Raw genomic sequence first — 22,511 nt, forward strand, 5'->3', positions numbered from 1 at the left:
GAAAGCCCCCGGTGCCAGCGTGACACCGGGGGCTTGGGCAGGGCCGTGGTAGGGGCACTCGAAAGCGCCACGGCCCACCGCCCACAAGAACGAGGCGCGCCGCACTCCTTCGCCAGGTTCGCCGTCACTCCGTCGCGGCGCGCCCCTGGGTGAGCGCCTCGACGTAGGCCGTGGCCACCGCGAGGAACCGCCCGCCCCGCACGCCCGTCAGGTACTGGCGCTTCATGGCGCGCGTGGCCCCCACGTAGAACATGGCGCGGCGGATCCGCTCGTTCTCCCGCGCGCCGCGCTGGCGGGCCCCGGCCATCCACGCCTCGATGGCGTCCAGCGCCTCCAACCCCGCGAAGAAGACGACGGGGCACTCGTGGCCCTTGCACGAGAAGACCGTGGTGGCGCGCACATGGTCCACGCCCGTGACGCGGAAGTCCGCCGCGTCTCGGCCCCCCTTGCCACCGTAGGCCTCGGCCGGAACGCCCGCGCGCTGGAGCGCCTGGGTGAAGGTGGCCGGCATCACCGGCGCCACCACGAGGATGTCTCCCGGCTTCACGCCCTCCTCGCGCACCAGCCGCGCCACCTCCTTGGCCACCCAGCGCGCCTCGCTCGTCGTGGAGGCGAAGCCGCGCACGGTGGGCACCACGCCGCCGCGCTCGGTGGACTGCACGCGGTAGAGCCCTTCCAGCGTCTCCTCGGGGAGCCACACGAGCCCCTCGCGCGCCAATTCCCCCACCTTCATGTACTCGCGCATCCCGGGGTCACCCACGGCGTGCTGGCGCAAGGGGTCCAGCACCACGTTGAAGGCCACGTCGAGGATGTCGCGCGTGGCGCGGAACGTCTCCTTCAGCACGCGGGTGCGGCCTCGGAAGGACAGGCCCTCCGGGAGCTGCTCCTTGAGCAACTCGATGGGCACCTGGCCGTAGACGTTCTGCGAGTCATCCATGAAGAGCTGGAAGCAGCGCGCCTCCTTCCCGTCCTCGGTGAGGTGCGGGCGCACGAGCCCGTAGAGCGTGGCCAGCGCCTTGGCGTCCATGTCCTGCGCCTCGTCCACGAAGACGGCGTCGAAGCTGCCGGGCTCGGGCCGGCGCAGCGCGCCCACGTGCCGCACCGTCACCTGGGTGCGCAGCTCGCGCACCCGCTCCGCTCCCGCGCGCTGCGTGAGCGCCTCCTTCAACAGCACCTCCACCAGCGGCGCCAGCGAGCGGTTGTAGAAGGACACCAGCACACGCGCGCGGGGGTGTTCGAGCAGGTAGCGCGCCACCCAGTTCGTCAGCACGTACGTCTTGCCGCTGCCCGCCACGCCGCGCACCAGGTGGTGGCCTCCGTCGAAGTTGCGCTCGAAGAGGGACACCTGCTCCTGCGTGAAGAGCGGCTGCGAGCCCTTGGCGCCTTCAATCTCTCCCCCCAGGCCCGAGGGGACGAGGGGCGGCGGTGGAGGCGGTGGAGGACGCGGCTGCGGGGCGAGCGGCTCCAGGCGCGGCACGTCGCCGGGGTGCACGCGCACGCGAGGCAGGAGCGACAGAAAGCGCGTGGCCACGGGAGAGGCGCGGGCCTCGGCGCGAGACGCCAGCACGAGGAGATAGTCCTGCGCGCGGCTGGCGGCCACGTTGAGGATGGGCACCAGCGCGTGCGCCGGAAACGGACGCCCACCGGCCACCGTGTCCACCATCACCACGTCGTACTGGGTGCCCTGCTGCCGGTGGATGGTGGAGGCGCTGAAGACGTCCGAGCGCAGCCCCGCGGCCGTCCCCAACCGACGCAGCAGCGCGGCCTGGGCGCGATACGGCGTCACGCACAACACCGTGAGGCCCGAGCGCACCGCCTGCCGAGCCAGGGACACGGCAAGGTCCGCGGACAGCTCGCGCTGATAACCCGAGCCCGTCTCGCCGCGTCCGTGCGTGAGGCGGCGCGCGTCTCGGGTGAGGCCGTCCAACACCAGCCACGCGGCGCGCAGCGGGAAGGCAGGCACCGGCGCGGGACGCTCCGCGCGCTGACGCACGAGCTCACCATCCTCCAAGGCGCCGCCGTAACAGAACTGGCTCACGACGCGGGCAATCTCGGGGTGCATGCGGTGCTGCGTGCGCAGCAGCATCACGTCCGAGCGCGCCGCGTCTCGCACCGCGTCCTCCAGGTGCGACAGGCCGCTGGCGCGCAGCCAGCGCTGCGTGCCCTTGCCCACGCCCTCGGCCGCGCGGCTCACGGGGCCAATCTGCTTGGGGTCTCCGGCCAGCGTCACCTGACGGGCCAGCGGCGCCATGAGCGCGGTGGCCGCGCGCGTCACCATGCCGGCCTCGTCCACCACCAGCCGCGCGAAGGTCTCCGCGCCCTCCAGCTCCGACACGAGCCGCAGCGCGCGGTGCACCGTGAGCACCATGAGGGGGCTCTCGCCCTTCTCGGCCTCGCGCAGCGTGGGGTCCTTCACCCGACCGCGAAGCAGCCGCAGCTCCGCCTGCATCCGGGCCAGCTCGTCGGCGGGGCCGCCTCGGGTGCGCTCCCGTGTCAGCTCGCGCTCGCGCTCCTGGATGGAGCTGCGCAGCTTGCTCGCCTTGGCCTCCTCCAGCGCCACGGTGGGCAGCTTCGAGAGCGCCTCGCTCGCGCCGGTGCCGCCGCGGAAGATGGTGCGCGCCAACGGGCGCAGGGGGATGGGCTCGCGCTCGAGGAGCGCGCTGACGCGCATCACCAGCTCGTCCGCGGCGCGGTTGGTGGGCGCCACCGCGAGGATGCGCTCGTTCGGGAAGGAGCGCATCGCGCGGGCGATGAGGTCCGCCACCGCCGTCGTCTTGCCTGTACCGGGTGGGCCCCAGATGCTGCCCCAGGGCTGACGCCACAGCCGGTCCGCGGGCGTCCACTCCGCGTCACGGGGCGAGGGCGGCGCGGAGGGCTCCTCGCCACAGGCACGGCGCAGGGCCTGCGCCAGCGCGGGCTGACGGTCCGCGTACGCGGTCGCGGCCGTGCAGAGGGCCTCGGCGAAGTCGTAGGGCCGGTAGCACCAACGCTCCGCGACGAGCGCGCGGCGGTCCAGGTCCTCGCCCGAGTCCGACGCGGCGAACACGCGCCCCGACTCGAAGTCCAAATGGACGATGTTACCGGCGAAGACGAGCTCCTCGCCCACGAAGCCGAGCAACGAGCCGCCCGTCCAATCCGGGTCCGCCGCGGGCACGGGCTGGAGGCCCACCACGCCCGGCCCGGCCAGTCCCACGTCGCGTGCGTCCTGGATGCGCTGGGCTCGGTACTGGCTGCGCTCGGCGGCCAGGGCCTCGGCCAGTTCGGGGGGCAGGTACTCGGGCGGGTTCCACGCATCGCGGCGCCGGCCCGCGCCCACGGCCGCCTGCATCGCCTCCCGCTCGGCGCGCGTGGAGTCCACGGGGGCCGCGAGGTTCCGATCCACCTCGCGAATCTCAGGCGCCGTCACGCCCGCGTCCGGCTGGGGGAGCCTGAGAGGGCCCGTGGGCAGGCGCGGAGCACCAGACGCCTCGGCGTCGACCGCCTCTGGCTCCGCCAGCCTCCCGCCCCCACGCATCTCCGCGGACTCGCGCGGCGCAGCGGCCTCCGCGTCGAACGTCTCGGGCTCCGCCGCACGCGCTCCGGGCGCGGCGACTCCCCGCTGCCGCGCCGTGGCTCGCGGCGTGGGGACCTCGGGGTCCGTCGAGTTCTCGTCGTGCCGGGCGCCTCCGCGCGCTGTCGCGGGCGCTCGCGGAGCGGCGGGCAAATCTACGTCGAACGTCTCCGCCGAGTTCGCCTGCCGGTGCGGACCGACGTGGTCGCGTGGGACGCGGGGCTCGGCCTTGGGGCGCACGCGCAGCACGGGCGCACCGGACGGCGAGGTCGGGTCCGCGTCGTACTCGACGCGCAACACGGGCACGGCGTCATCGGGAGCGCGCTCGTCCCGGGGCGCCTCCGGATGGGCTGGGTCCTCGTGCGTACGGCGCATCATGCGGAGCTGCCTTCGGCGCCGCCCATCCGCTCGGGCGGAATCACCGGGGCGCGAAGCGAGCCAAGGTAGGGGACCCGAGGATCCCCGTCAACGCTCGTTCCGGGCGCACCGCGAGTCCCGGCGCGCCCGCCCCAACCTCGCGCCCTACAGCAGCTTGCACAGCAGGCCACCGCCCGTGTTCGGCGGACAGCCCGTGCCTCGGCAGTACACCGCCCCCGAGTTCGTGCTCGTCCCCCCCAGCGGCGACGGGATGGACACCTCGCAGGTGCTCGTGGCCACGTTGCCCGACGCGTCCCGCACCTCGTAGGTGAACGTGTAGACGCGGCCGTCTCCCAGCAGCGCCGACTCCGCCCGCACGCGCGCGGACTTCCGGTCCGCGCTGAGCTGAATGTCGTCGCAGGTGACGAGCCGCAGGACGGACAGCGCGTCCTCGGCTTCGTCCGAGGACACCCGCACAATCGTCCCCGTCTGCGCCAAGGACAGCGTCCCTCCACAGTTGTCCACCGCCGGCAGCGCGCAGTCCGCCAGCGTGACGACGCGGTAGTCAGAGGCTGGGCTGCCCGGAAGCACCACGTGCCGGCTCGCGCCCGGCACCGGGGGCAGCACATCCGTCACCGTGACCGTGGCCGAACACGCGCTGGACGCCTCGCCATCCGACACCGTGAGCTCCACCGGGGTGGTGCCCAACACGAAGGGCCCCGGCGGGTCCTGGGTCACCGAGAGCAGGCCCGGCCGCTCGTCGGGGTCAAACGAGCCCTGGTCAATGGACGCCATCGCCCGGCACGACGCATCCGCGTTGACCGTGACCGCGTGACACATCGCCGTGGGCGCCTGGTTGCTCAGGCACGCACCACTCAGCGACGCCGACGCGACGTTGTTCGTCTCATCCACCTCTGGGAAGCGCCGGTCGTCGTCCGCCACCACGAACACCTGCGTCGTGCCGGGCGGCAGCGTGACCTCCACCTGGAACGCGCGGCGCTCCTGGCCCACCAGGAAGGGAATCGACACGCTCGCCAGCCGGAGCCCGAGCGCGGGGTCGCCCGCGTACACCCCGACGGTGGAGGCATCCACGCCGCTCACGAACTCGTTGACCACCACGGCGGACACGCGCTGCGTGCCGCCCTCGCAGGTGACGACGACCTCGGACGCGCTGAAGTCCAACCCGGAGGACGCGAGCGCCGAGACGCGCAGGCCCGGCTCCGCATCGGGGGGTTCGACACCGCAGCCTCCCAAGAGCAGCAGGAGAGAGGAGGGAATCCAACGGAGGGCTCGGCGATGGCGCATGTTCGGCGTTCCTGGTGTGAGGGAATCCATCCGGACCAGGGCTCGCGGCCGGCCTCACGCCGCGCGGCCGGGCCCTGCCCCGGGGCGACCGTGTCTGGGTCCGCCCGACATTCCATCCGACTCGCGCCGAAGGCGATGGCACCCCAGTCGTAGACACCGTGCGCCGGGCTTCGCTCCGATAGGACTCTCGGGCCGGGTGAGTCGCACCCCGCCGGAATCCAGGAAACGCGGGAGCCTGGAGGGCCGCCCCCACCCAATGGGTTTGCGTCACGCCACGCCGGGGGTTTAGGAGGGGGTCCCCCCCATGGCAACTCCCGCCCGCCACGCCCACCCGTTCCTCCCCATCTCTCGCGCCGACATGAAGGCTCGGGGCTGGGAGCAGTGCGACATCATCATCGTCACGGGGGACGCCTACGTGGACCACCCGGCCTTCGGGCCGGTGCTCATCGCTCGCTTCCTGGAGGGCCGGGGCTTCAAGGTGGGCCTCATCCCCCAGCCGGACTGGCACTCGGCCGAGCCCTTCCGCGCGCTCGGGCCGCCGCGCCTGTTCTTCGGGGTCGCCGCGGGCAACCTCGACTCCATGCTCAACCGGCTGACGGCGCAGAAGAAGAACCGCTCCGAGGACCAGTACAGCCCGGGCGGGCGCACCAGCTGCCGGCCGGACCGCGCCACCATCGTCTACGCGCAGCGCTGCCGCGAGGCGTACCCCGACGTGCCCATCGTGCTGGGCGGCATCGAGGCGAGCCTGCGCCGCATCGCGCACTACGACTACTGGAGCGACAAGGTGCGCCGCTCCATCCTCTTCGACGCCAAGGCGGACCTGCTCGTCTTCGGCATGGGCGAGCGCCCCATCTGGGAGATCGCGGACCGGCTGCGCAACGGCGAGCGCGTGGAGGACCTGCGCGACATCCGCGGCACCGCGTACCTCATCAACGACGAGGCGATGCGCGCGCTGGAAGCAGACCCCGCCCGGCGCGCCGCGGACGACAAGGTCGTCGTGCTCCCCTCCTACGAAGAGGTGACGCAAGACGCGCGCGCCTTCGCGGTGATGAGCCGCGACTTCCAGATGGAGACCAACCCGGGCAACGCGCGCCCGCTCGCGCAGCGCCATGGCAACCGCGCCATCTACATCAACCGGCCCGCGCGCCCGCTGGAGGACGGCACCGGCCTGCGCCCCGGCGAGCCGAGCACCGTGGCCATGGATGAGCTGTACGACCTGGCCTTCAACCGCGTGCCGCACCCGATGTACTCCGAGCGCATCCCCGCCTACGAGACGGTGAAGCACTCCGTCGTGCTGATGCGCGGCTGCTTCGGCGGCTGCACCTTCTGCTCCATCACCGAGCACGAAGGCCGCGTCATCCAGAGCCGCTCCGCGGAGAGCGTGCTGCGCGAGGTGCGGGCGCTGCGGCGCATGGGCGACTTCCGCGGCACCATCACCGACCTCGGCGGCCCCACGGCCAACATGTACAAGCTCAAGTGCAAGAGCGAGGACATCGAGCGCCGCTGCCGGAAGCTGTCCTGTGTGCACCCGGGCGTCTGCGAGAACCTGCAGACGGACCACGGCCCGCTCATCGACGTGATGAAGCAGGTGCGCGCCGAGGCCGGCGTGAAGCACGTCTTCATCGCCAGCGGCGTGCGCTACGACCTGGCCGAGCGCTCCCCCGAGTACGTGAAGGAGCTGGCCGCGCACCACGTGGGCGGACAGCTCTCCGTGGCCCCCGAGCACGTATCGCCGCGCGTGCTGGAGAAGATGAAGAAGCCCGGCATCGAGAGCTTCGAGCGCTTCCAGCACATGTTCGCGTGCGCGAGCGAGGACGCGGGCAAGGAGCAGTACGACATCCCCTACTTCATCAGCGGCCACCCGGGCTCCACGCTGGAGGACATGGTGGAGCTGGCGCTCTGGCTGAAGGAGAAGGGCAAGCGCCCGCGGCAGGTGCAGGACTTCATCCCCACGCCCATGGCCGTGGCGACGGCGATGTACCACACGGGCTTGGACCCGCTGAAGATGGAGCCCGTGTACACGGCGAAGGGCCTGCGCGAGAAGCGGCTCCAGAAGGCGCTGCTCCTCTACTGGAACCCGGAGCACTGGCCGCTGGCGCGCGAGGCCCTGAGGCAGGCGCGGCGCGAGGACCTCATCGGACGCGGGCCCCACGCGCTCGTTCCCCCGGAGTCTCCCGCCGAGGCCGCGCGTCGCCAGCGCACCGAGGCCGCCGAGGCGCGCGACGCGGGCGAGGACCTGCCTCGCGCGGCGTATCCCCGCCCCGTGCAGCCGCGTCCCTCCGCGGGACGTCCCGCGCGTCCAGGTCCCCGCTCGCGCTGAGCGCACCCGCGTCCTCCCGCGCGCCACGGACACCGTGACGTCGGGGAGGGCCCGGTTCTCGGGGCGTGGGGGCGGCGGAAGGGCGCGGCGCACCTTCCTCAAGGCGGAGGGCTCGGCTACGGTGCGCCGCCCAACTTCCCCCACATCGAGGACACACCCCCATGGCCAGGACCTCCCAGGAGCAGACGCAGGAGCGCCACGCGTTCCTCATCGACCTCTTCCGCACCCAGCCGGAACTCTCCCGGAATGAAGCGATGGACGCCTACAAGGACAAGTTCGGCGCCAGCATCAACCTGAAGACGTTCAGCCAGCTGCGCGACCAGATTCAGAAGGAGCTCGCGGAGATGGCCGCCGCCGAGACCGCCGAGCCGGAGACGACGGAGGAGACGCCGACGCCCGCCATCCACGACCCCGCGGCCGACCTGAAGTCCGCCGCCAGCTCCGACTCGCTCGGCGCCGCCAACGCCGCGCCCGCGAAGAAGCCCAAGGCCAAGGGCCCGGGCTCGCGCAACGTGTTCGTGGACGCGCCGCAGGAGCACCTGGTGTTCCTGGAGCGCATCGTGAACCAGCTCCAGGAGGCCGGCGCCTCCAACCTGCGCATCGACCACTCCACCGACCGATGGATGGTGCTCGTCGTCGACGCGAAGTAGTCATCAGCCGCCCGGCCCGCGGGCTGCCACCGGCGCTGTCCCTGGTGTCAGATGGGTGCATGTCACGCACCCTCCTCGCGGGCCTCCTCTTGCTGTCCTCGTCGTGCGCCCATCACGCGGCCGCCCCTTCCTCGAGCGCCGCGCCCCCGAGCGCGCCCCGTGCGTGGCAGGCCCCGCTCTACCGCGACCATCCGCTGGTGGGCCGCATCTGGGACGTGGCCCAGGGCCGCTTCGTGGACGAGCCCACCCTGCGCGAGTCGCTGCGCGCCGCCCGCTTCGTCCTCCTGGGCGAGCGGCATGATCAACCCGACCACCATCAACTCCAGGCCGAGCTCGTGCGTGCCCTCGCGAAGGACGCGCGCCCCGCGCTCGCCTTCGAGATGCTGGACACCGCCCAGGCCCCCGCGGTGGCGGACGCGCTCGCCCACGCCCCGGGCGACGCGGACGCCCTGGCGCGGGCCGTGGACTGGGAGCGCAGCGGCTGGCCTGCCTGGAGCCTCTACCGCCCCGTCTTCGTCGCGGGACTGGAGGCGAAGCTGCCCATCGTCGCCGCGAACCTGCCGCGCGCCCAGGTGCGCCAGCTCGTGAAGGAAGGCCCCACCGCCCTGGAGCCCGCGCTGCGCGAGCGCCTGGGCCTGGACACGCCCGTGCCCGAGGACGAGGAGCGAGCGGTGAGGGCGGAGCTGGACCGCTCGCACTGCGGACAGCTCCCCGAAGCGATGATGGGCCCCATGGCGCTCGCCCAGCGCGCCCGGGACGCCTTCATGGCGGACCGCGTGCTCGCCGCCGCGACCGAGGCAGGCGCGGTGCTCATCACCGGCAATGGCCACGCACGCACCGACCGAGGCGTCCCCGCGCACCTCGCGCGCCGCGCGCCGCGCACGGCGGTGCGCAGCGTGGGCCTGGTGGAGGTCTCTCCTGACGCGCGTCATCCCCAGGACTACGCGCCCCTCTTCGACACGGCGCGCATTCCTTATGACTATGTCTGGTTCACCCCCGCCGTGCCGGAGGACGATCCGTGCGCGCCCCTGCGCAAAGCACGTCCTCAGTGAAAGGACACCCCACTCCGCCCACGCTGCAAAGCTTCACAAAAACAAGGTCTGCCATCAAATAACGCAAGAGCAACAATTTCAGAAATCCAAGAAACCGCCTTGCGCGCGTCTTCACTCCATGTATTATAAATCATACGGAGTGAGGGAATCGCCTTGCCGCGGCCCGTCACTCTCCCTGAGGGGGGAATTCATGACTCGGTGGAAGTCGCGCCCCGGCGCCGATTCACACGGAGTGAAGTCTAGCCAGACCCGGCCCTGTGTACCCGGGCGGGCTCCTGGAAAGGCAGACCCAGGCATTTCTCAGTTCAGCGGCCCCTGACGCCAGTCCTGGCGACTCGGCCTCGAGCGCGGGCGGCCCCCCGCAAATCCAGACATCCCGCAGACGTCGACCTGCCTCCGCCGGAGGCGTGGTCAATGACATCCCATGCCTGAGGACGCACGACGCGCACCGGACCCACCGGGGCCGTGGCGCCCCGGCGCGGGCGACGCTCCCTGTCGTCCTCACGTTCTTTGGCGACAGGGAACGTGGAACACCAAAACCGCAGGAGGAAGCATGCACAAGCTGTCTCTGCCGACCCTCGTTGTCGCCCTGGGCCTTGCCGCGCCGGCCATGGCGGCGTGGGCTCCGAGCTACTACCGCTGCACGTTCGATCAACTCAACAGCGATCAGGCCAAGGGCCGCCAGCAGTGGGCCAAGAAGTGGGCGGACGCGGATCCGTACAACATCTCCACGGGTAAGGATCAGCGCTTCTGGGCCACCGTGTATGACACGGATGCGCGCGACGCGCTGAACACCTATCAGACCTGGCTGTACCCGGTGTTCGTGGACCCCAACAACAACTACGAGCCGTGGAAGGGGCCGGGAGCTCCGGGCACCACGACCGCGGGCTTCACGGGCGATCAGATCTTCGCGCTCAACTTCAACTCCAAGCCGGTGCAGATCCTCATGGACGGCGTCTGTGAGCCGGGCTGCTACACCCCGGACCAGCAGGTGCTCTTCCAGAGCGGCGCGCTGCCCATCGAGAAGGCCCAGGCGGGCGGCGTGGATGACCTGGTCACCCTGTCCAAGGACGCCTCCATGGACAAGGTGACGCTCGCGCCCAACACCGTGGAGCGCTACACGGTGGACAAGAACGCGGAGCGCCAGGAGATCCTCCGCTTCCGCATGGCGTCCGGCGGCAAGCTGTCCGTCACGCTCGAGCACCCGCTCGTCACCACGGACGGCACGCTCAAGAAGGCCAAGGAGTTCGTCATCGGTGAGCGCCTGGTCCGCCAGGACGGCACCCCGGACGAGATTGTCTCCATCCAGGGCGAGACCTGGTTCGGCAAGGCGTACAACCTGCGCCCCACCAGCACGGACCTGACCTCCAACATCCTGGTCGCCGAGGGCTACCTCAACGGCTCCGCTCGGTTCCAGAGCGAGTACGTGGAGGAGCTCAACCGCCTCATCCTCCGCACCAACGTTCCGGACGCGCTCATCCCGTAGTCCCGGCCGCTGTCTGACTCACGCTGATCCGGACGGCTCCCGCGCTCCCCGCGGGGGTCCGTCCGCCCATTCCCAGCCATCCGAGGCCTCGCCATGGCACGCCGTGCCCGCTCGAAGTCCGTGCTGTCCTTGATTGCCTGCGCGCTGGCCGTGGCCGCGGGCTTCGCCTGGCTGCGCCTCCGCGCTCCCGAGCCCGTGCCGCCCCCCGTCGCCGTCGCCCAGACGCCCGCGCCTCGGCTGCCTTTGCCCTCGTTCGAGGGGCCCTCGCCCACCGTGCCGGGCCGCCCCCTGGACACCCCCCATCCCGTGGTCGTGGGCACGCCGCTCGAAACCCAGACACCCACGCCGCAAGCCCTGGCACGTCCCGGCTCGCCGCTGGATTCCATGCGCCAGCGCGTCATGGCCCAGAACCCGGACCTCGCCCGCTTCCGCCAATTGCAGCGCAAGGTGCTGCGCCGCGCGGACGAGACGCAATCCCTCCAGGCGCTCTACCAGGATCGCAAGGTCATCGAGGCGGCGAAGAAGGACCTGCTGTCCGAAGGACAGACGCGCTTCGATGACGACGCCCAGTTCCGCCGGCTCTATCAGGTCGAGTACCTGGGCATGAGCATCGAGTGGAAGGACAACCCCGAGCGCCCCGCGCTGATGAAGGACGTCGAGGAGCTCATCCTCGCCCAGAACATCAAGCCCGACATGGACCTGGAGCTGCGGCGCTCGCTCGCGGGCGACAAGGTCGAGCTGTTCATGGTCATGCTGCACAACGACCGGCCCCGGGCCGAGGCGCTCCTCGCGCAGGCGCAGGGCACCCGGCTGGCGCCGCTGTTGGAGAACGCCCGCGTCCGCTTCGACGCGCTGTGGGCGCTCGCGAACAAGTAGCGCCCATCCCTTTTCCCCACCCCACACCCCGACCTCGGGCCCTTCAGGGCCCGGGGCGACGGACGGCTGTAGTCACCCCAGGAGGCTGTTTCATGCAAGCAAGGACGTCGAAGAAGAGTGTCGCTTCCCGCCGGCTGATGATGGCGCTCGCCATGTCGCTGGCCCTTCCCGCCGCCGCCGCGGACACGCGCGGCACGGGCGAGCTGGCCCCCCGGCTCCTGCCGCGCAAGGGGCTGCATGACCTGCGCGCCGACGTGGCCATTCCCCGCGTCGTGGTGAAGTTCCATGAGGGCACCCACGTGCGCGTGCGCGATGGCCGCCTCTCCCAGTTCGCCGCCGAGCGCAGCGCGCGCGAGGGCAACCAGCTCACCGCCCGCGGTCTGTCCGCCTTCCAGGTCCAGTCGGACGTGGACGCGCTGGTGCGTCTGGCCGGGGACGAGCCCCGCGCGCTCGGCATGGATCGCCTGTTCAAGGCCGAGGAGCGCCTGCTGGACGCGCGCCGCAGCGAGGGCGAGCTGCGCGGTGGCCAGGAGCTGGCCGACCTGAACCTCTACGTGGAGCTGCCCATGCGCGCGGGCACCACCTTCGCGGACGTGCAGGCCCTGGTGGCCCGCCTGGACGCGCTGCCCAGCGTGGAGACGGCGTACGCCGAGCCCGTCACCGAGCCCGCGGCCCTCACCGGGCCCACGACCGCGGCGCCCTTCAGCTTCAGCGCGGTGGGCAACCTCCAGGGCAGCCAGGGCTACCTGGGCGCGGCGCCCAACGGCGTCGAGGCGCTCTACGCCTGGACCGTGGCCGGTGGCACCGCCGCGGGCGTCAACATCGTGGACGTGGAAGGCGCCTGGCGCACCACGCACGAGGACCTGCCGGCCTTCTTCCACATGGGCGGCACGCAGTTCAATGACCCGGCGTGGCGCAACCACGGCACCGCGGTGATGGGTGAGATGGTGGGCCGCAACAACGGCGTGGGCGTGACGGGCATCGCCCACGGCGCCTCGCCGGGCTTCGAGGCCATTGGCGCCCAGAGCGCCGCGAGCGCCATCGCCAACGCCGCCGTCGCGGCGGGCCCGGGCAACGTCGTCCTCATCGAGCTGCACCGCCAGGGCCCCGCGGACGCCACGCCCTGCACCTGCAACTTCGGCCAGTGCAACTACATCGCCATGGAGTACTGGCAGGCCGAGTTCGACGCCATCAGCCAGGCCACCTTGAACGGCACGTCCGTGGTGGAGGCCGCGGGCAACGGCAGCGTGAACATGGATGACCCGGCGTACGGCGGCCTCTTCAACCGCGACACGCGCGACTCCGGCGCCATCGTCGTGGCCGCCGGCTCCGCCAATGGCCGCGTGCCCATGTGCTGGACCAACTTCGGCGGTCGCCCGGACGTGAACGGCTGGGGCGAGAACGTCGTCTCCACCGGCTACGGCGACCTCTACAACGGCGGCACCGAGGACAGCTGGTACACCGGCACGTTCAGCGGCACGTCCAGCGCGTCCCCCATCGTCACGGGCACCGTGGCGGTCATCCAGGGCGCCCTGCGTGGCCACGGCCGCTTCCCGCTGAGCCCGCTCGCGCTGCGTGACGTGCTCTCCAGCACGGGCAGCGCCCAGGCCGCGGACGCGCGCCGCATTGGCAACCGCCCCAACCTGCGCGCCGCGCTCACCCGCCTCAACCTCTTCTAGTCGCTCCACGCCCCGGCGCCCCCACGCCGGGGCGTGAAGGCGGCGGCGGCCCTGCTCCCTCTCTTCCGGAACGGGGCCGCCGCCTCCCCGTCGTCCGTCCCCTGTTTCACCCGAGCCGACCATGTCCCTTCCCACCCAGCCGCCACAGAAGAAGAAGACACTCTTGGGCGTGGGGGCCGCGGGCCTTCTCGCCGCCGCGGGCTTCGCCGCGTGGAGCCTGCTGCATCCGGCCCCGCCGCCGCCCGCGCCCGAAGTGGCCACCGCCCAGGCTCCGGCTCCCGCCACGCCCAGCCCCGCGCCGCGCACGAGCCCGCGCAGCGCGCCCGAGCAGCAGCCCTCGGCCGTGGTCATCACCGAGCCGCGCCACGCGGGCGACAGCGCGGACAAGGGCCGCCCGCGCATGTTCGTGGATGACCTGCGCGACAAGATGATGGAGCGGCACCCGGACCTCGCGGAGTTCCGCACGCTCCAGCGCAAGGTGCTCCAGACGCCCGCCGAGCGCGAGCGACTCCACGCGGTCTACCGAGACCGCGAGCAGCTCGACGCGGCCAAGAAGGACCTCCTGGCCGAGTCGGAGACCACCTTCAACGACGACAACCAATTCCTGCGCCTGTACCGCACCGAGTACCTGGGCATGGCGCTCGAATGGGCCGAGAACCCCGAGCGCGCGCACGTGCTCGACACGGTCGAGTCGCTGGTGACGGCGCAGAACCTCAACGCCACCCAGGACCAGGCCCTGCGACGCTCGCTGTCCGGGGACAAGGTGGAGTTGATGATGATCCTCCTCCACAACGACCGCCCGCGCGCCGAGCAGCTCATCGCCCAGGCCCAGGCCCAGGGCAGTGAGTACGCGAACCTCCTCGTCTATGCCCGGACGCGTTTCGACGCGCTCTGGGCCCTGGCGAGGCAGCAGCAGCAACAACCGCAACCCAACCCATGAGGCGTCTCCGAATGTCTTTCAATCAGCGGTGGTGGCTTTCCTTCGGCATCCTGTGCCTCGGCACGTCGTGCGGACCGGCGTCCGAGGACGTGCAGCAATCCCTCGCACCCGTCGTCCACAGCCAGGAGCTCGGCGACGGCGTGCTGCTCCAGTTTGGCACCACCGGCACGGACCGCCCGTCGGCCGTCACCCAGGCCCCCGACGGGAGCCTCTACCTCGTGGGCAACACCGACGGCGCGCTCGGCGAGCCGTCCGAGCAGAGCGCCGGGCAGGACATCTTCATCGCCAAGCTGGCCAGCAACCTCCTGTTCACCTGGGCCCACCAGCTCGGCTCGCGCGGGGACGACTCCGCGTGGGACGTCGTCGCGGCCAGCGACGGCTCGGCCTACGTGGTGGGCCTCACCTCGGACTCGATGCCCGGACAGATGACCGCGGGCGGCTCGGACATCTTCGCCACCCGCTATGACGCCAATGGCAACCGCGCGTGGATCTTCCAGCGAGGCACCGCGGGCGAGGACTACGCGCTGAGCGCGACGCTGCGCCCCAATGACAACCTCCTGATGGCGGGGGCGGCGCAGAACGCGGAGAACTACGACTTCGACGTGGTGATGGATGAGCTGAACCTCTCGGGCCAGCCGGTGGGCCGCGCCGCGTTCGGCTCCTCCAACTTCGCCAATGACCGCGGCGAGGGCGTGTGCACGCGCGCGGACGGCGCGTCCTGGGTGGTGGGCTCCACCCAGGGCTCCATGGGCTCGAACACCGCCGCGGGCTCCACGGACGTCTTCGTCCGCCAACTCGACGGCAGCTTCGCCACCCTGTGGACCCGCCAGAAGGGCACGCCCGACATCGACGCGGCCCTGGAGGTCGCGCGTGACGGCTCCGATCGCATCTACGTGCTGGCCATGTCCTACAGCAACCTGGAGACGGGCCAGTCGGAGAACGACGGCATCCCCAATGCCTTCCTCATGCGCTACGACGCCAACAACGGCGACCTGAAGTGGGTCAAGCGCATTGGCGCGGCCAACAAGATGAGCCTCGCCACCGGCCTCGTCGTGGACGCGCAGGGCTACGCGTACGTCGCCGGCTGGACCACGGGGCAGATGACGCTCGACGCCAACCACGGCGGCACGGACGCCTTCGTCGCCAAGTTCGATCGCTATGGCAACCGCGTGCGCGCCTGGCAGTGGGGCACGAGCGCGGACGATGACGCGCGCGACATCGTGCTGACGAGCGCGACCACGGCGGTGGCGGTGGGAACGACCAGCGGAGAACTCGCCGGCCCGGGCTCCAACTCGGGCGGCCAGGACGTGTTCGCCGTGAAGTTCGCGACGACACCGTAGCAGCGCAACACCAACCAGATAGGGGAGTAGACACGATGAAGAAACTCACCGCAGTCCTCGGGGCGTTGGTGCTGTCCACGCCCGCGTTCGCAGCCTGGGCGCCCTCCAACTACCGGTGTACTTTCGATCAGCTCAACTCGGATCAAGCCTATGGCCGGCAGAAGTGGGCCAAGCGCTGGCAGCAGCAGAACCCGTACGCCACCACGCAGTGGAACGGGCTCGACATGCGCTACTGGCACTCGTCCTACTCGCAGGAGGCCAACGAGGCCGCCGGCATGGCGACGCCGGTGTGGCTGTACCCCATCTACGTCGACCCCAACAACATGTACTCGCCCTGGAAGGGCCCGGGCGCGTACGGCAGCACCACGGCCGCCTACACGGGGATGCAGATCCAACAGGACGTGCCCTACACGTTCAAGCCCGCCGCCATCCAGATGGACGGCCTCTGCGAGCCCGGGTGCTACGCCCCGGACCAGGAGATCCTCCTGTCCAGCGGCCCCATGGGCATCCAGAGCGCGCTCGAGTCCGGCCAGATGGACCTGGTGACGCTCACCCCTGACGCCACGTTCTCCGCGCTGACGTTCATGGACAACACGGTCGAGCACTACACGCTGGACCGTGACGCGGCCGACCAGGAGCTCGTCACCTTCCACACCGAGTCCGGCGGCGTGCTGCGCGTCACCACCGAGCACCCGCTCGTCGTCCCCGAGGGCAACCTCAAGCGGGCGCGCGAGCTGGGCGTGGGGGACCGCCTGGTGAACCAGGATGGCAAGTTCGAAGTCATCGTCTCGGTGGAGAAGTCCATCGAGCGCACGCGCGTGTACAACGTGCGCCCGGTCACCACGGACTACACCTCCAACATCGTCGTCGCGCAGGGCTTCCTCAGCGGCTCGCAGCGCTTCCAGAGCGAGTACGTGGAGGAGATGAACCGCCTCATCCTCCGCGACAACGTCCCGGACTCCGTCATCCCGTTCACGCCCTGAGCGCCTGTCATTGAAGGCCGGGGCGCGCCCGCGCGGGCGCTCCGGTCGCTGAACCAGACCGGGCACCGCCGTGGAGCTCCACGCGCGGTGCCCGGTCGCGTCCTGTCGTGGCACTCCCTGTCGCACCCGCCCGTCGTCCTCACCGAGGAAGCCATGCGCAATGCCTTGTCACCATCGCTGCTCATCCTGACCCTGGGTGGCTCGCTCACCGCCGCCGCCGTCGAAGCCCCTCCGCAGTCCGACCTCCCCCAAGCCTTGCTGATGCAGAGCGACCCCAACGATCCGGGAGGCGGGGGCGGCGGGGGCGGCGGCGGCACCTGGGTCCCCTACAACTACCGATGCACGTACGATCAGCTCAACATCGACCAGGGCAATGGGCGGCAGAAGTGGGCCAAGCGCTGGCAGCAGGGCAATCCCTACGGCCTCACGCAGTGGGGGGGCCTGGACATGCGGTTCTGGGACTCCGCCTTCTCGATGGAGGCGAACAACGCCGCGCTGGCGGGCACCTGGCTGTATCCGGTGTACGTGGACCCCAACAACACCTACGCCCCCTGGCCCGGGCCCGGCGCCCCGGGCTCCGCGACGGCGGGCTACAGCGGCGCGCAGATCCAGAACCTGGCCGGCACCTACAAGCCCGTCGCCGTGCAGATGGACGCCCTCTGCGAGCCCGGCTGCTACACGCCGGACCAGGAGGTGCTCCTGTCCACCGGGCCCCTGCCCATTGGCGAGGCCCTGGCCACCGGCCGGCGTGACCTGGTGACGCTCACGCCCGACGCCACCTTCGCGTCGCTCACCTTCATGGACAACCCGGTGGAGCACTACACGCTGGATCAGCGAATCTCCGAGCAGGAGATCGTCACCTTCCACACCGGGTCCGGCGGCGTGCTGCGCGTCACCACCGAGCACCCGCTCGTCGTCCCCGAGGGCAACCTCAAGAAGGCGCGCGAGCTGGGCGTGGGCGACGCGCTCGTCACCCAGAGCGGCAAGTCCGACGCCATCGTCTCCGTGGAGAAGTCACTCGAGTGGGTCCGCGCGCACAACGTGCGCCCCGTCACCGCCGACCCCACGTCCAACATCCTCGTGGCCCAGGGATTCCTCAGCGGCTCGCAGCGCTTCCAGAGCGAGTATGTGAATGAGCTGAACCGGCTGCTCCTGCGAGCCAACGTCCCGGATTCTGTCCTCCCCGCCCGCCCCTAGACATCGCCAGCATTCACCTCAAGTGCGTCAATAATTACCCTGAGACACGGCCCGGAATGACACCTTCCGGGCCGTGAAAGGACTCACCCGGGCGTCACATGCCCATGGGGTCCATGCCCAGGATCAGCGAGCCGTTGTTCGTGTACAGGTTGTAGCTCTGGTTGATACCGCCCCAGCTGGCGATGGTCAGCCACCAGGTCTTCTTGAAGATCCAGAAGCCAATCCGGACATACAGCTTGAGGGTACCGGCCAGGGCGTTCAGGTTGAGCGTGGCCTTCAAGGTCCAGTCGAGGGAGTAGAAGGGCCAGAACAGCTCGGCGTAGGCCGGCAGGTTGATGTTGATGAGGGTCAGGCTGCCCTCGACACCAAAGCCCGCGATGATGATGTCCACGCCCGCGGAGGCCGTGACGTTCGCCCAGCCACCCGGGGTGGCGGTCAGGCGGGCCACGGTGGGGCCAATCTGGCCCGTCACGGTCAGCTTCACGCCGCCGCTGACGGACGCCGCGACGCGCACGGGAACGGGGCCGACCATGAACGTCTTCGAGGCGGAGAAGAACGTGCGGCTCCAGTTGATGGGCGTGATTTCGAAGCTGTAGAAGAGGTTGCCGGACCAGATCTGCTGGCCCATGGCGTACACCTTCGCGGTGCCGCTGTTGTTGCCGCCCTGCTGGCCGGAAATCTCAGCGCGCCCTCGGACAATCTCCTTCTGGAAGCTGAACGCGGTGGCCGTCACCTTGCCTTCGGCATAGGCCTCCACGCGCTTCTCGCCCACGCCCGTGGACGGCGTGGCCGTCATGGACGCGTCGATGACATAGCCCGCGCCGAACAGGCTGTTGCCCAGGCCCTCGTTGCGGAAATAGCTCTTGGTGAAGGGCTGGTTGCCCGTGGGCAGCGACGCGCTGTCGTTGGTGACCGTCACCGCCGGCTGGACGTTCTGCGTGTTGGCCTCGGGGATGACCCCTTGGTCAATCGAGATGTTCGGCTTGCCATCCGCCGGGTCGGTGCCCAGCGTGCCGTGGGTCAGCGAGACCTCCTGATTGATGATGAGCTGCTGCTCGGACGCCGTGTAGTTGGGCGAGAACGGGTACGAGGACTTCCAGGGATAGTTGTTGTCCAGCTGGTAGCCAGACGGATACGTCGTCGCCGGGAACGCGCCGGTGTCCACCGTATAGACAACCGGATCGGAATACGACGGCACCTGCGCCAGCGCGACCTGAGGAACCACGACGGCACAAACCGCCGCGGCGACGCCGGATAACAGACGCAACTTATGCATGGGACCCCCTCCTGCTTGGTTTTGTCTCCGCTTACATTGCAAAACGCGGAAACAATGCGGGTCATACTTTCGCAACGCATGAAGTGTCAATTCGATTTCACTAAGAGTGCGTCAGTTTTATGGCGCTCCTGACAGATTTTTAAACCCTGACCGGGGCCCTCTCCTGGCATGACACCCCGCAAAAACTCGCATGAATCTTTCGAGACGCACTAGGCGTGAGGCCGGCGAGCATGCTAGCGATTGGGGCATGCGCATGCCCTGGAAGCGTCATCACAGCCTCCTGTTGTTGCTCGCCGTGGTGCTGGGAATCGTGGGCTGGTGGGGAGCGAGCCGCGCGGACGAGGACTCCGGGACTCCGCCCGTGGCGGATGCCCGGCCCACCGCGCGGCCGCCGCGGCCCGCGGCCTCACCGGATGAGCCCGAGCCCACGCGCACGCCCGATGGCACGCGCGCGTGGGTGCCGGGCCAGCAGTTCCGTTACGCGGTGGACACCACGCAGCAGGTGACGTTCGTGGCGTCGCAGGCGGGCGCCCAGGTGCCACCGGGGATGCGCTTCCATGTGCAGGGCGAGTGGCGCGTGGGCATCACCGGAGCGCGGGACACGGGGGTCGAGGCGCGGGCGGCGCTGCTGCTGACGGACCTATCCGTGACGGTGGAGGGGCGAGACGCGCTGGAGCCGCAGATGCGCGCCGCGCTGACGACGAGCCTGGCGCTGCCCATCTTCCTGACGATGGAGCGCACGGGCGCGGTGCGGACCGTCCACGTGGAGCCGGGGCTGGACGTGCTCGCCCAGGGCATCCTGCGCTCGCTGGTGGCCTCCACCCAGTTCGTGGTGGCGGGCGCGCCGAAAGAGAGCTGGGAGAGCGACGAGCAGGACGCGACGGGGCTCTACCGGGCCGCGTACCGCCGCCTGGGCGCGAAGCGCTTCGAGAAGTCGAAGCGGGGCTACACGCACGTGGCCACCTCGCAGGGACTCCAAGAGGTGGACGCGAGCAAGTTGCGCCTGGATGCGCGCACCCGCGCCGTCATCGACGTGGGTGACGACGTGTGGCCCGAGCTGCTGGAGGGCGACGAGCAGCTCGGCGTGGATGCGGGCGACGGCATGCCCAAGGTGAGCCACTCGCTGCACGTGAGCCTGAAGCTGCTGGAGCGCGGGCGCGACTCGACGCTGGTGGGCCTGTTGGACCGGGAGCGCTCGCGGTTGACCGCGGTGCCGCTCGCCAGCTTCCAGTCCGCGCCGCAGGATCCCAAGGAGCAGTACCGCCGGCTGCTCGCGGGCAAGCGCTTCGACGACCTGGTGAAGGACCTGCGCTCGCTGCCCAAGGACGAGAAGGAGCGCGACGACGCGCGCACGCACGCGCTGGAGCAGTTGCGCGCCCTGTTCCTCCTGGAGCCCAAGGAGGCGGCCAAGGTGCCCGGCCTCTTGCATGAGGGGATGGAGCCGCTGGCGGCCAGCCCGATGCTGGGCGCGCTGTCCGCGGCGAGCACCCCCGAGGCCCTGAGCGCGCTGTCCAAGGTGGTGGATGACGCCGCCGTGGGCGTGCCGGTGCGCACGGACGCGGTGGCCGCGCTCGGCATGGCGGAGACGCCGTCCACCGAGGGCATCCAGGCGTTGAGGGACCTGGGCAACGACACGCACCCGGAGCTGCGCGACACGGCGGCGCTGGCGCTGGGCAACTCCGCCTTCCAGCTGCGCGACGACGACGCGAGTGGCGCGGACGCACTGTCCCGCGAGCTGGGCACGCGCTACCGCGCGGCGAAGTCCCCCGAGGACCAGGCGCTCCTCCTGCGCGCGCTGGGCAACACGCGTGACCCGGGGGCGCTGACCACCCTCCGGGAGGCGCTGGCTTCGCCCTCCGTCCCCGTGCGACAGGCGGCGGTGGAAGCGCTGCGGCTGGTGCCCGAGGCGGAGGCGGACCGCCTGCTCGCCTCGCGCATGCTGGAGGACCCTTCGCCGGACGTGCGCAAGAGCGCCGTGTTCGCCGCGAGCTTCCGCGCCCTGCCCCCCTTGCTGCCCACCCTGGGGACGGTGCTCCAGCGAGACACCGCGGACGCGGTGCGGGCCGCGGTCGTCGGCCTCCTGGGCGCGAACCTGGGCGCGCTGCCCCAGGCGCTCCCCCTGCTGACCTGGACGAGCCAGCACGACACCAACCCCAACATCCGCCAGTCCGCGCTCGGCTTCCTGGGGGCGCTGGCGAGCGCGCAGCATCCCTGACGTTCCTGTCACGAGCGGGCGCGAGGCGGCTGCGTTAGAAGGGAGCCCCGTGTCCGCTCCTTCCTCGCCGCGCTTCGCCTCGTTCCGGGCCTTCTCGCACCGCGACTACGCGGCCATCTGGACGGGCACCCTGGTGTCCAACATCGGCACGTGGATGGAGTCCATCGCGCTGGGCGTCCACGTCACCCAGGTGACGGGCGAGGCGGCCTGGACGGGCGCGGTCGCGTCGCTGACGTACCTGCCGTCCCTCGTGTTGTCCCCGCTGGGCGGCGTGCTGGCGGACCGGTTCGACCGGCGCGCGTTCCTCTCCGTGTGCGTGGGTGCGCAGGCGTTGCTCGCGGCGTTGCTCGCGGCGCTGGCCTACACGGACCACCTCACCGTGCCGGCCATCGCCATCGTGTCGCTGCTCAATGGCAGCCTCAACAGCATCTTCGTCCCGGCGGCCACGGGCCTCATCGCCGCGGTCGTCCCCGCCGAGGACCTGCACAGCGCGCTGAGCCTGGACTCGGCGCAGTTCAACCTGGGCCGCATCGTGGGGCCCGCGCTGGCGGCGCTGGTGCTGGCCGCGGGCGGCATCACCTGGGCGCTGCTCATCAACGCGCTGTCCTTTGGCGCGGTGCTGCTGGCCATGACGCGCGTGCGCGGCGGCGCGCTCCCCGCGGCCACGCGCCGCGAGCCCCTGTGGCGAGGCCTGGCGGACGGCGCGCGACTGGCCTGGGAGGACCCGGGCATCTTCCTCGCGCTGCTCGCGGTGCTGGGGGTGGGCCTGCTCATCACCCCGTTCATCGGGCTGGTGCCCGTCTTCGCGCTGCGCGTGCTGAACCTGGGCAGCTCGGCCACCGCGATGCTGGTGACGGCGCAGGGCACGGGCGCGGTCATCGCGGCCTTCCTCGCCAGCGCGGCGGCGAGACGCATCGGACAGCGCAGGCTCCTGGAGGGCGCGCTCGTGGTGCTGGGGCCGGCGACCGCGCTCTACTGGCTGTCCCCCACCCTGCCCATGGCGACCGCGGCCCTGTTCGTCCTGGGCGCGGTGTACCTGTTGACGTTCAGCGGCTTGAAGACGGTGTGTCAGGCGCGCGCGCCGCTCGCGCTCCAGGCGCGCATCAGCAGCCTGTTCACCGTGTTCATCAACCTGGGCTACACGGTGGGCGTCGCGGGGCAGGCGGAGCTGGCGGACCGGCTGGGCGTGCGCCTCGTCACCGCCACCGCGGCGCTCGGCTTCTTCGTCCTGGTGCTGACCACGCGCGCGCTCAGCCCCCGGGGCCTGGCGTCCCTGGGCACCTGA

15 protein-coding genes are annotated in these 22,511 nt (G+C 70.9%); 12 read left to right on the forward strand and 3 right to left on the reverse strand.

The features are described 5' to 3' along the window. Nucleotides 1-124: 124 nt before the first annotated feature. Nucleotides 125-3,928 carry an AAA family ATPase gene (locus KRR26_RS21110; protein ID WP_236068924.1) on the reverse strand — a complete coding sequence of 1,268 codons (3,804 nt, stop codon included), beginning with the start codon at nucleotides 3,926-3,928 and terminating at the stop codon, nucleotides 125-127. A 144-nt stretch (nucleotides 3,929-4,072) separates the two neighbouring features. After that, on the reverse strand, nucleotides 4,073-5,212 hold the full coding sequence (locus KRR26_RS21115) for a hypothetical protein (protein ID WP_236068926.1): 1,140 nt from the start codon (nucleotides 5,210-5,212) through the stop codon (nucleotides 4,073-4,075). Between the two features lie 304 nt (nucleotides 5,213-5,516). Here KRR26_RS21115 and KRR26_RS21120 point away from each other — a divergent pair, with 304 nt between their 5' ends. The 10 genes from KRR26_RS21120 (at nucleotide 5,517) to KRR26_RS21165 (ending at nucleotide 17,735) form a co-directional block, all read left to right on the forward strand. Beyond that, a complete protein-coding gene (locus tag KRR26_RS21120) occupies nucleotides 5,517-7,532 on the forward strand; it encodes a YgiQ family radical SAM protein (protein WP_120209283.1) in 2,016 nt (671 codons plus the stop codon). Between the two features lie 161 nt (nucleotides 7,533-7,693). After that, nucleotides 7,694-8,182, forward strand: coding sequence for a hypothetical protein (locus tag KRR26_RS21125; protein ID WP_217080664.1), 489 nt, complete (start codon nucleotides 7,694-7,696; stop codon nucleotides 8,180-8,182). 59 nt (nucleotides 8,183-8,241) lie between these two features. After that, nucleotides 8,242-9,234: a ChaN family lipoprotein gene (locus KRR26_RS21130; protein ID WP_217080665.1), complete on the forward strand. Its 993-nt coding sequence runs from the start codon at nucleotides 8,242-8,244 to the stop codon at nucleotides 9,232-9,234. A 553-nt stretch (nucleotides 9,235-9,787) separates the two neighbouring features. Further along, nucleotides 9,788-10,720 (forward strand): hypothetical protein, encoded by a 933-nt coding sequence (locus tag KRR26_RS21135; RefSeq protein ID WP_120209286.1) that lies wholly within the window; start codon nucleotides 9,788-9,790, stop codon nucleotides 10,718-10,720. A gap of 93 nt (nucleotides 10,721-10,813) precedes the next feature. Beyond that, entirely contained in the window at nucleotides 10,814-11,596 is a 783-nt protein-coding gene (locus KRR26_RS21140; protein ID WP_217080666.1) for a hypothetical protein, read from the forward strand. A 92-nt stretch (nucleotides 11,597-11,688) separates the two neighbouring features. Beyond that, nucleotides 11,689-13,275: a S8 family serine peptidase gene (locus tag KRR26_RS21145; protein WP_120209288.1), complete on the forward strand. Its 1,587-nt coding sequence runs from the start codon at nucleotides 11,689-11,691 to the stop codon at nucleotides 13,273-13,275. A 121-nt stretch (nucleotides 13,276-13,396) separates the two neighbouring features. Then, a complete protein-coding gene (locus tag KRR26_RS21150; protein ID WP_217080667.1) occupies nucleotides 13,397-14,215 on the forward strand; it encodes a hypothetical protein in 819 nt (272 codons plus the stop codon). A gap of 11 nt (nucleotides 14,216-14,226) precedes the next feature. Next, the gene (locus KRR26_RS21155) at nucleotides 14,227-15,555 is read left to right on the forward strand and encodes an SBBP repeat-containing protein (protein ID WP_120209290.1); all 1,329 of its coding nucleotides are present in this window, start codon (nucleotides 14,227-14,229) and stop codon (nucleotides 15,553-15,555) included. A gap of 35 nt (nucleotides 15,556-15,590) precedes the next feature. After that, a complete protein-coding gene (locus KRR26_RS21160) occupies nucleotides 15,591-16,538 on the forward strand; it encodes a Hint domain-containing protein (protein WP_120209291.1) in 948 nt (315 codons plus the stop codon). Between the two features lie 87 nt (nucleotides 16,539-16,625). After that, nucleotides 16,626-17,735, forward strand: a complete 1,110-nt coding sequence (locus KRR26_RS21165) for a Hint domain-containing protein (RefSeq protein WP_217080668.1) — start codon at nucleotides 16,626-16,628, stop codon at nucleotides 17,733-17,735. A gap of 94 nt (nucleotides 17,736-17,829) precedes the next feature. Here the strand turns inward: KRR26_RS21165 and KRR26_RS21170 are convergent, their stop codons facing one another. Continuing rightward, on the reverse strand, nucleotides 17,830-19,011 hold the full coding sequence (locus KRR26_RS21170) for a hypothetical protein (protein ID WP_120209293.1): 1,182 nt from the start codon (nucleotides 19,009-19,011) through the stop codon (nucleotides 17,830-17,832). 253 nt (nucleotides 19,012-19,264) lie between these two features. Between KRR26_RS21170 and KRR26_RS21175 the strand changes: the two genes are divergently transcribed. Both KRR26_RS21175 and KRR26_RS21180 read left to right on the forward strand, forming a co-directional pair. Further along, the gene (locus tag KRR26_RS21175) at nucleotides 19,265-21,226 is read left to right on the forward strand and encodes a HEAT repeat domain-containing protein (RefSeq protein WP_217080669.1); all 1,962 of its coding nucleotides are present in this window, start codon (nucleotides 19,265-19,267) and stop codon (nucleotides 21,224-21,226) included. A 49-nt stretch (nucleotides 21,227-21,275) separates the two neighbouring features. Next, nucleotides 21,276-22,511, forward strand: a complete 1,236-nt coding sequence (locus tag KRR26_RS21180; protein WP_120209295.1) for an MFS transporter — start codon at nucleotides 21,276-21,278, stop codon at nucleotides 22,509-22,511.

Source organism: Citreicoccus inhibens, from assembly GCF_019039035.1.
GTDB classification, from domain to species: Bacteria; Myxococcota; Myxococcia; order Myxococcales; family Myxococcaceae; genus Citreicoccus; species Citreicoccus inhibens.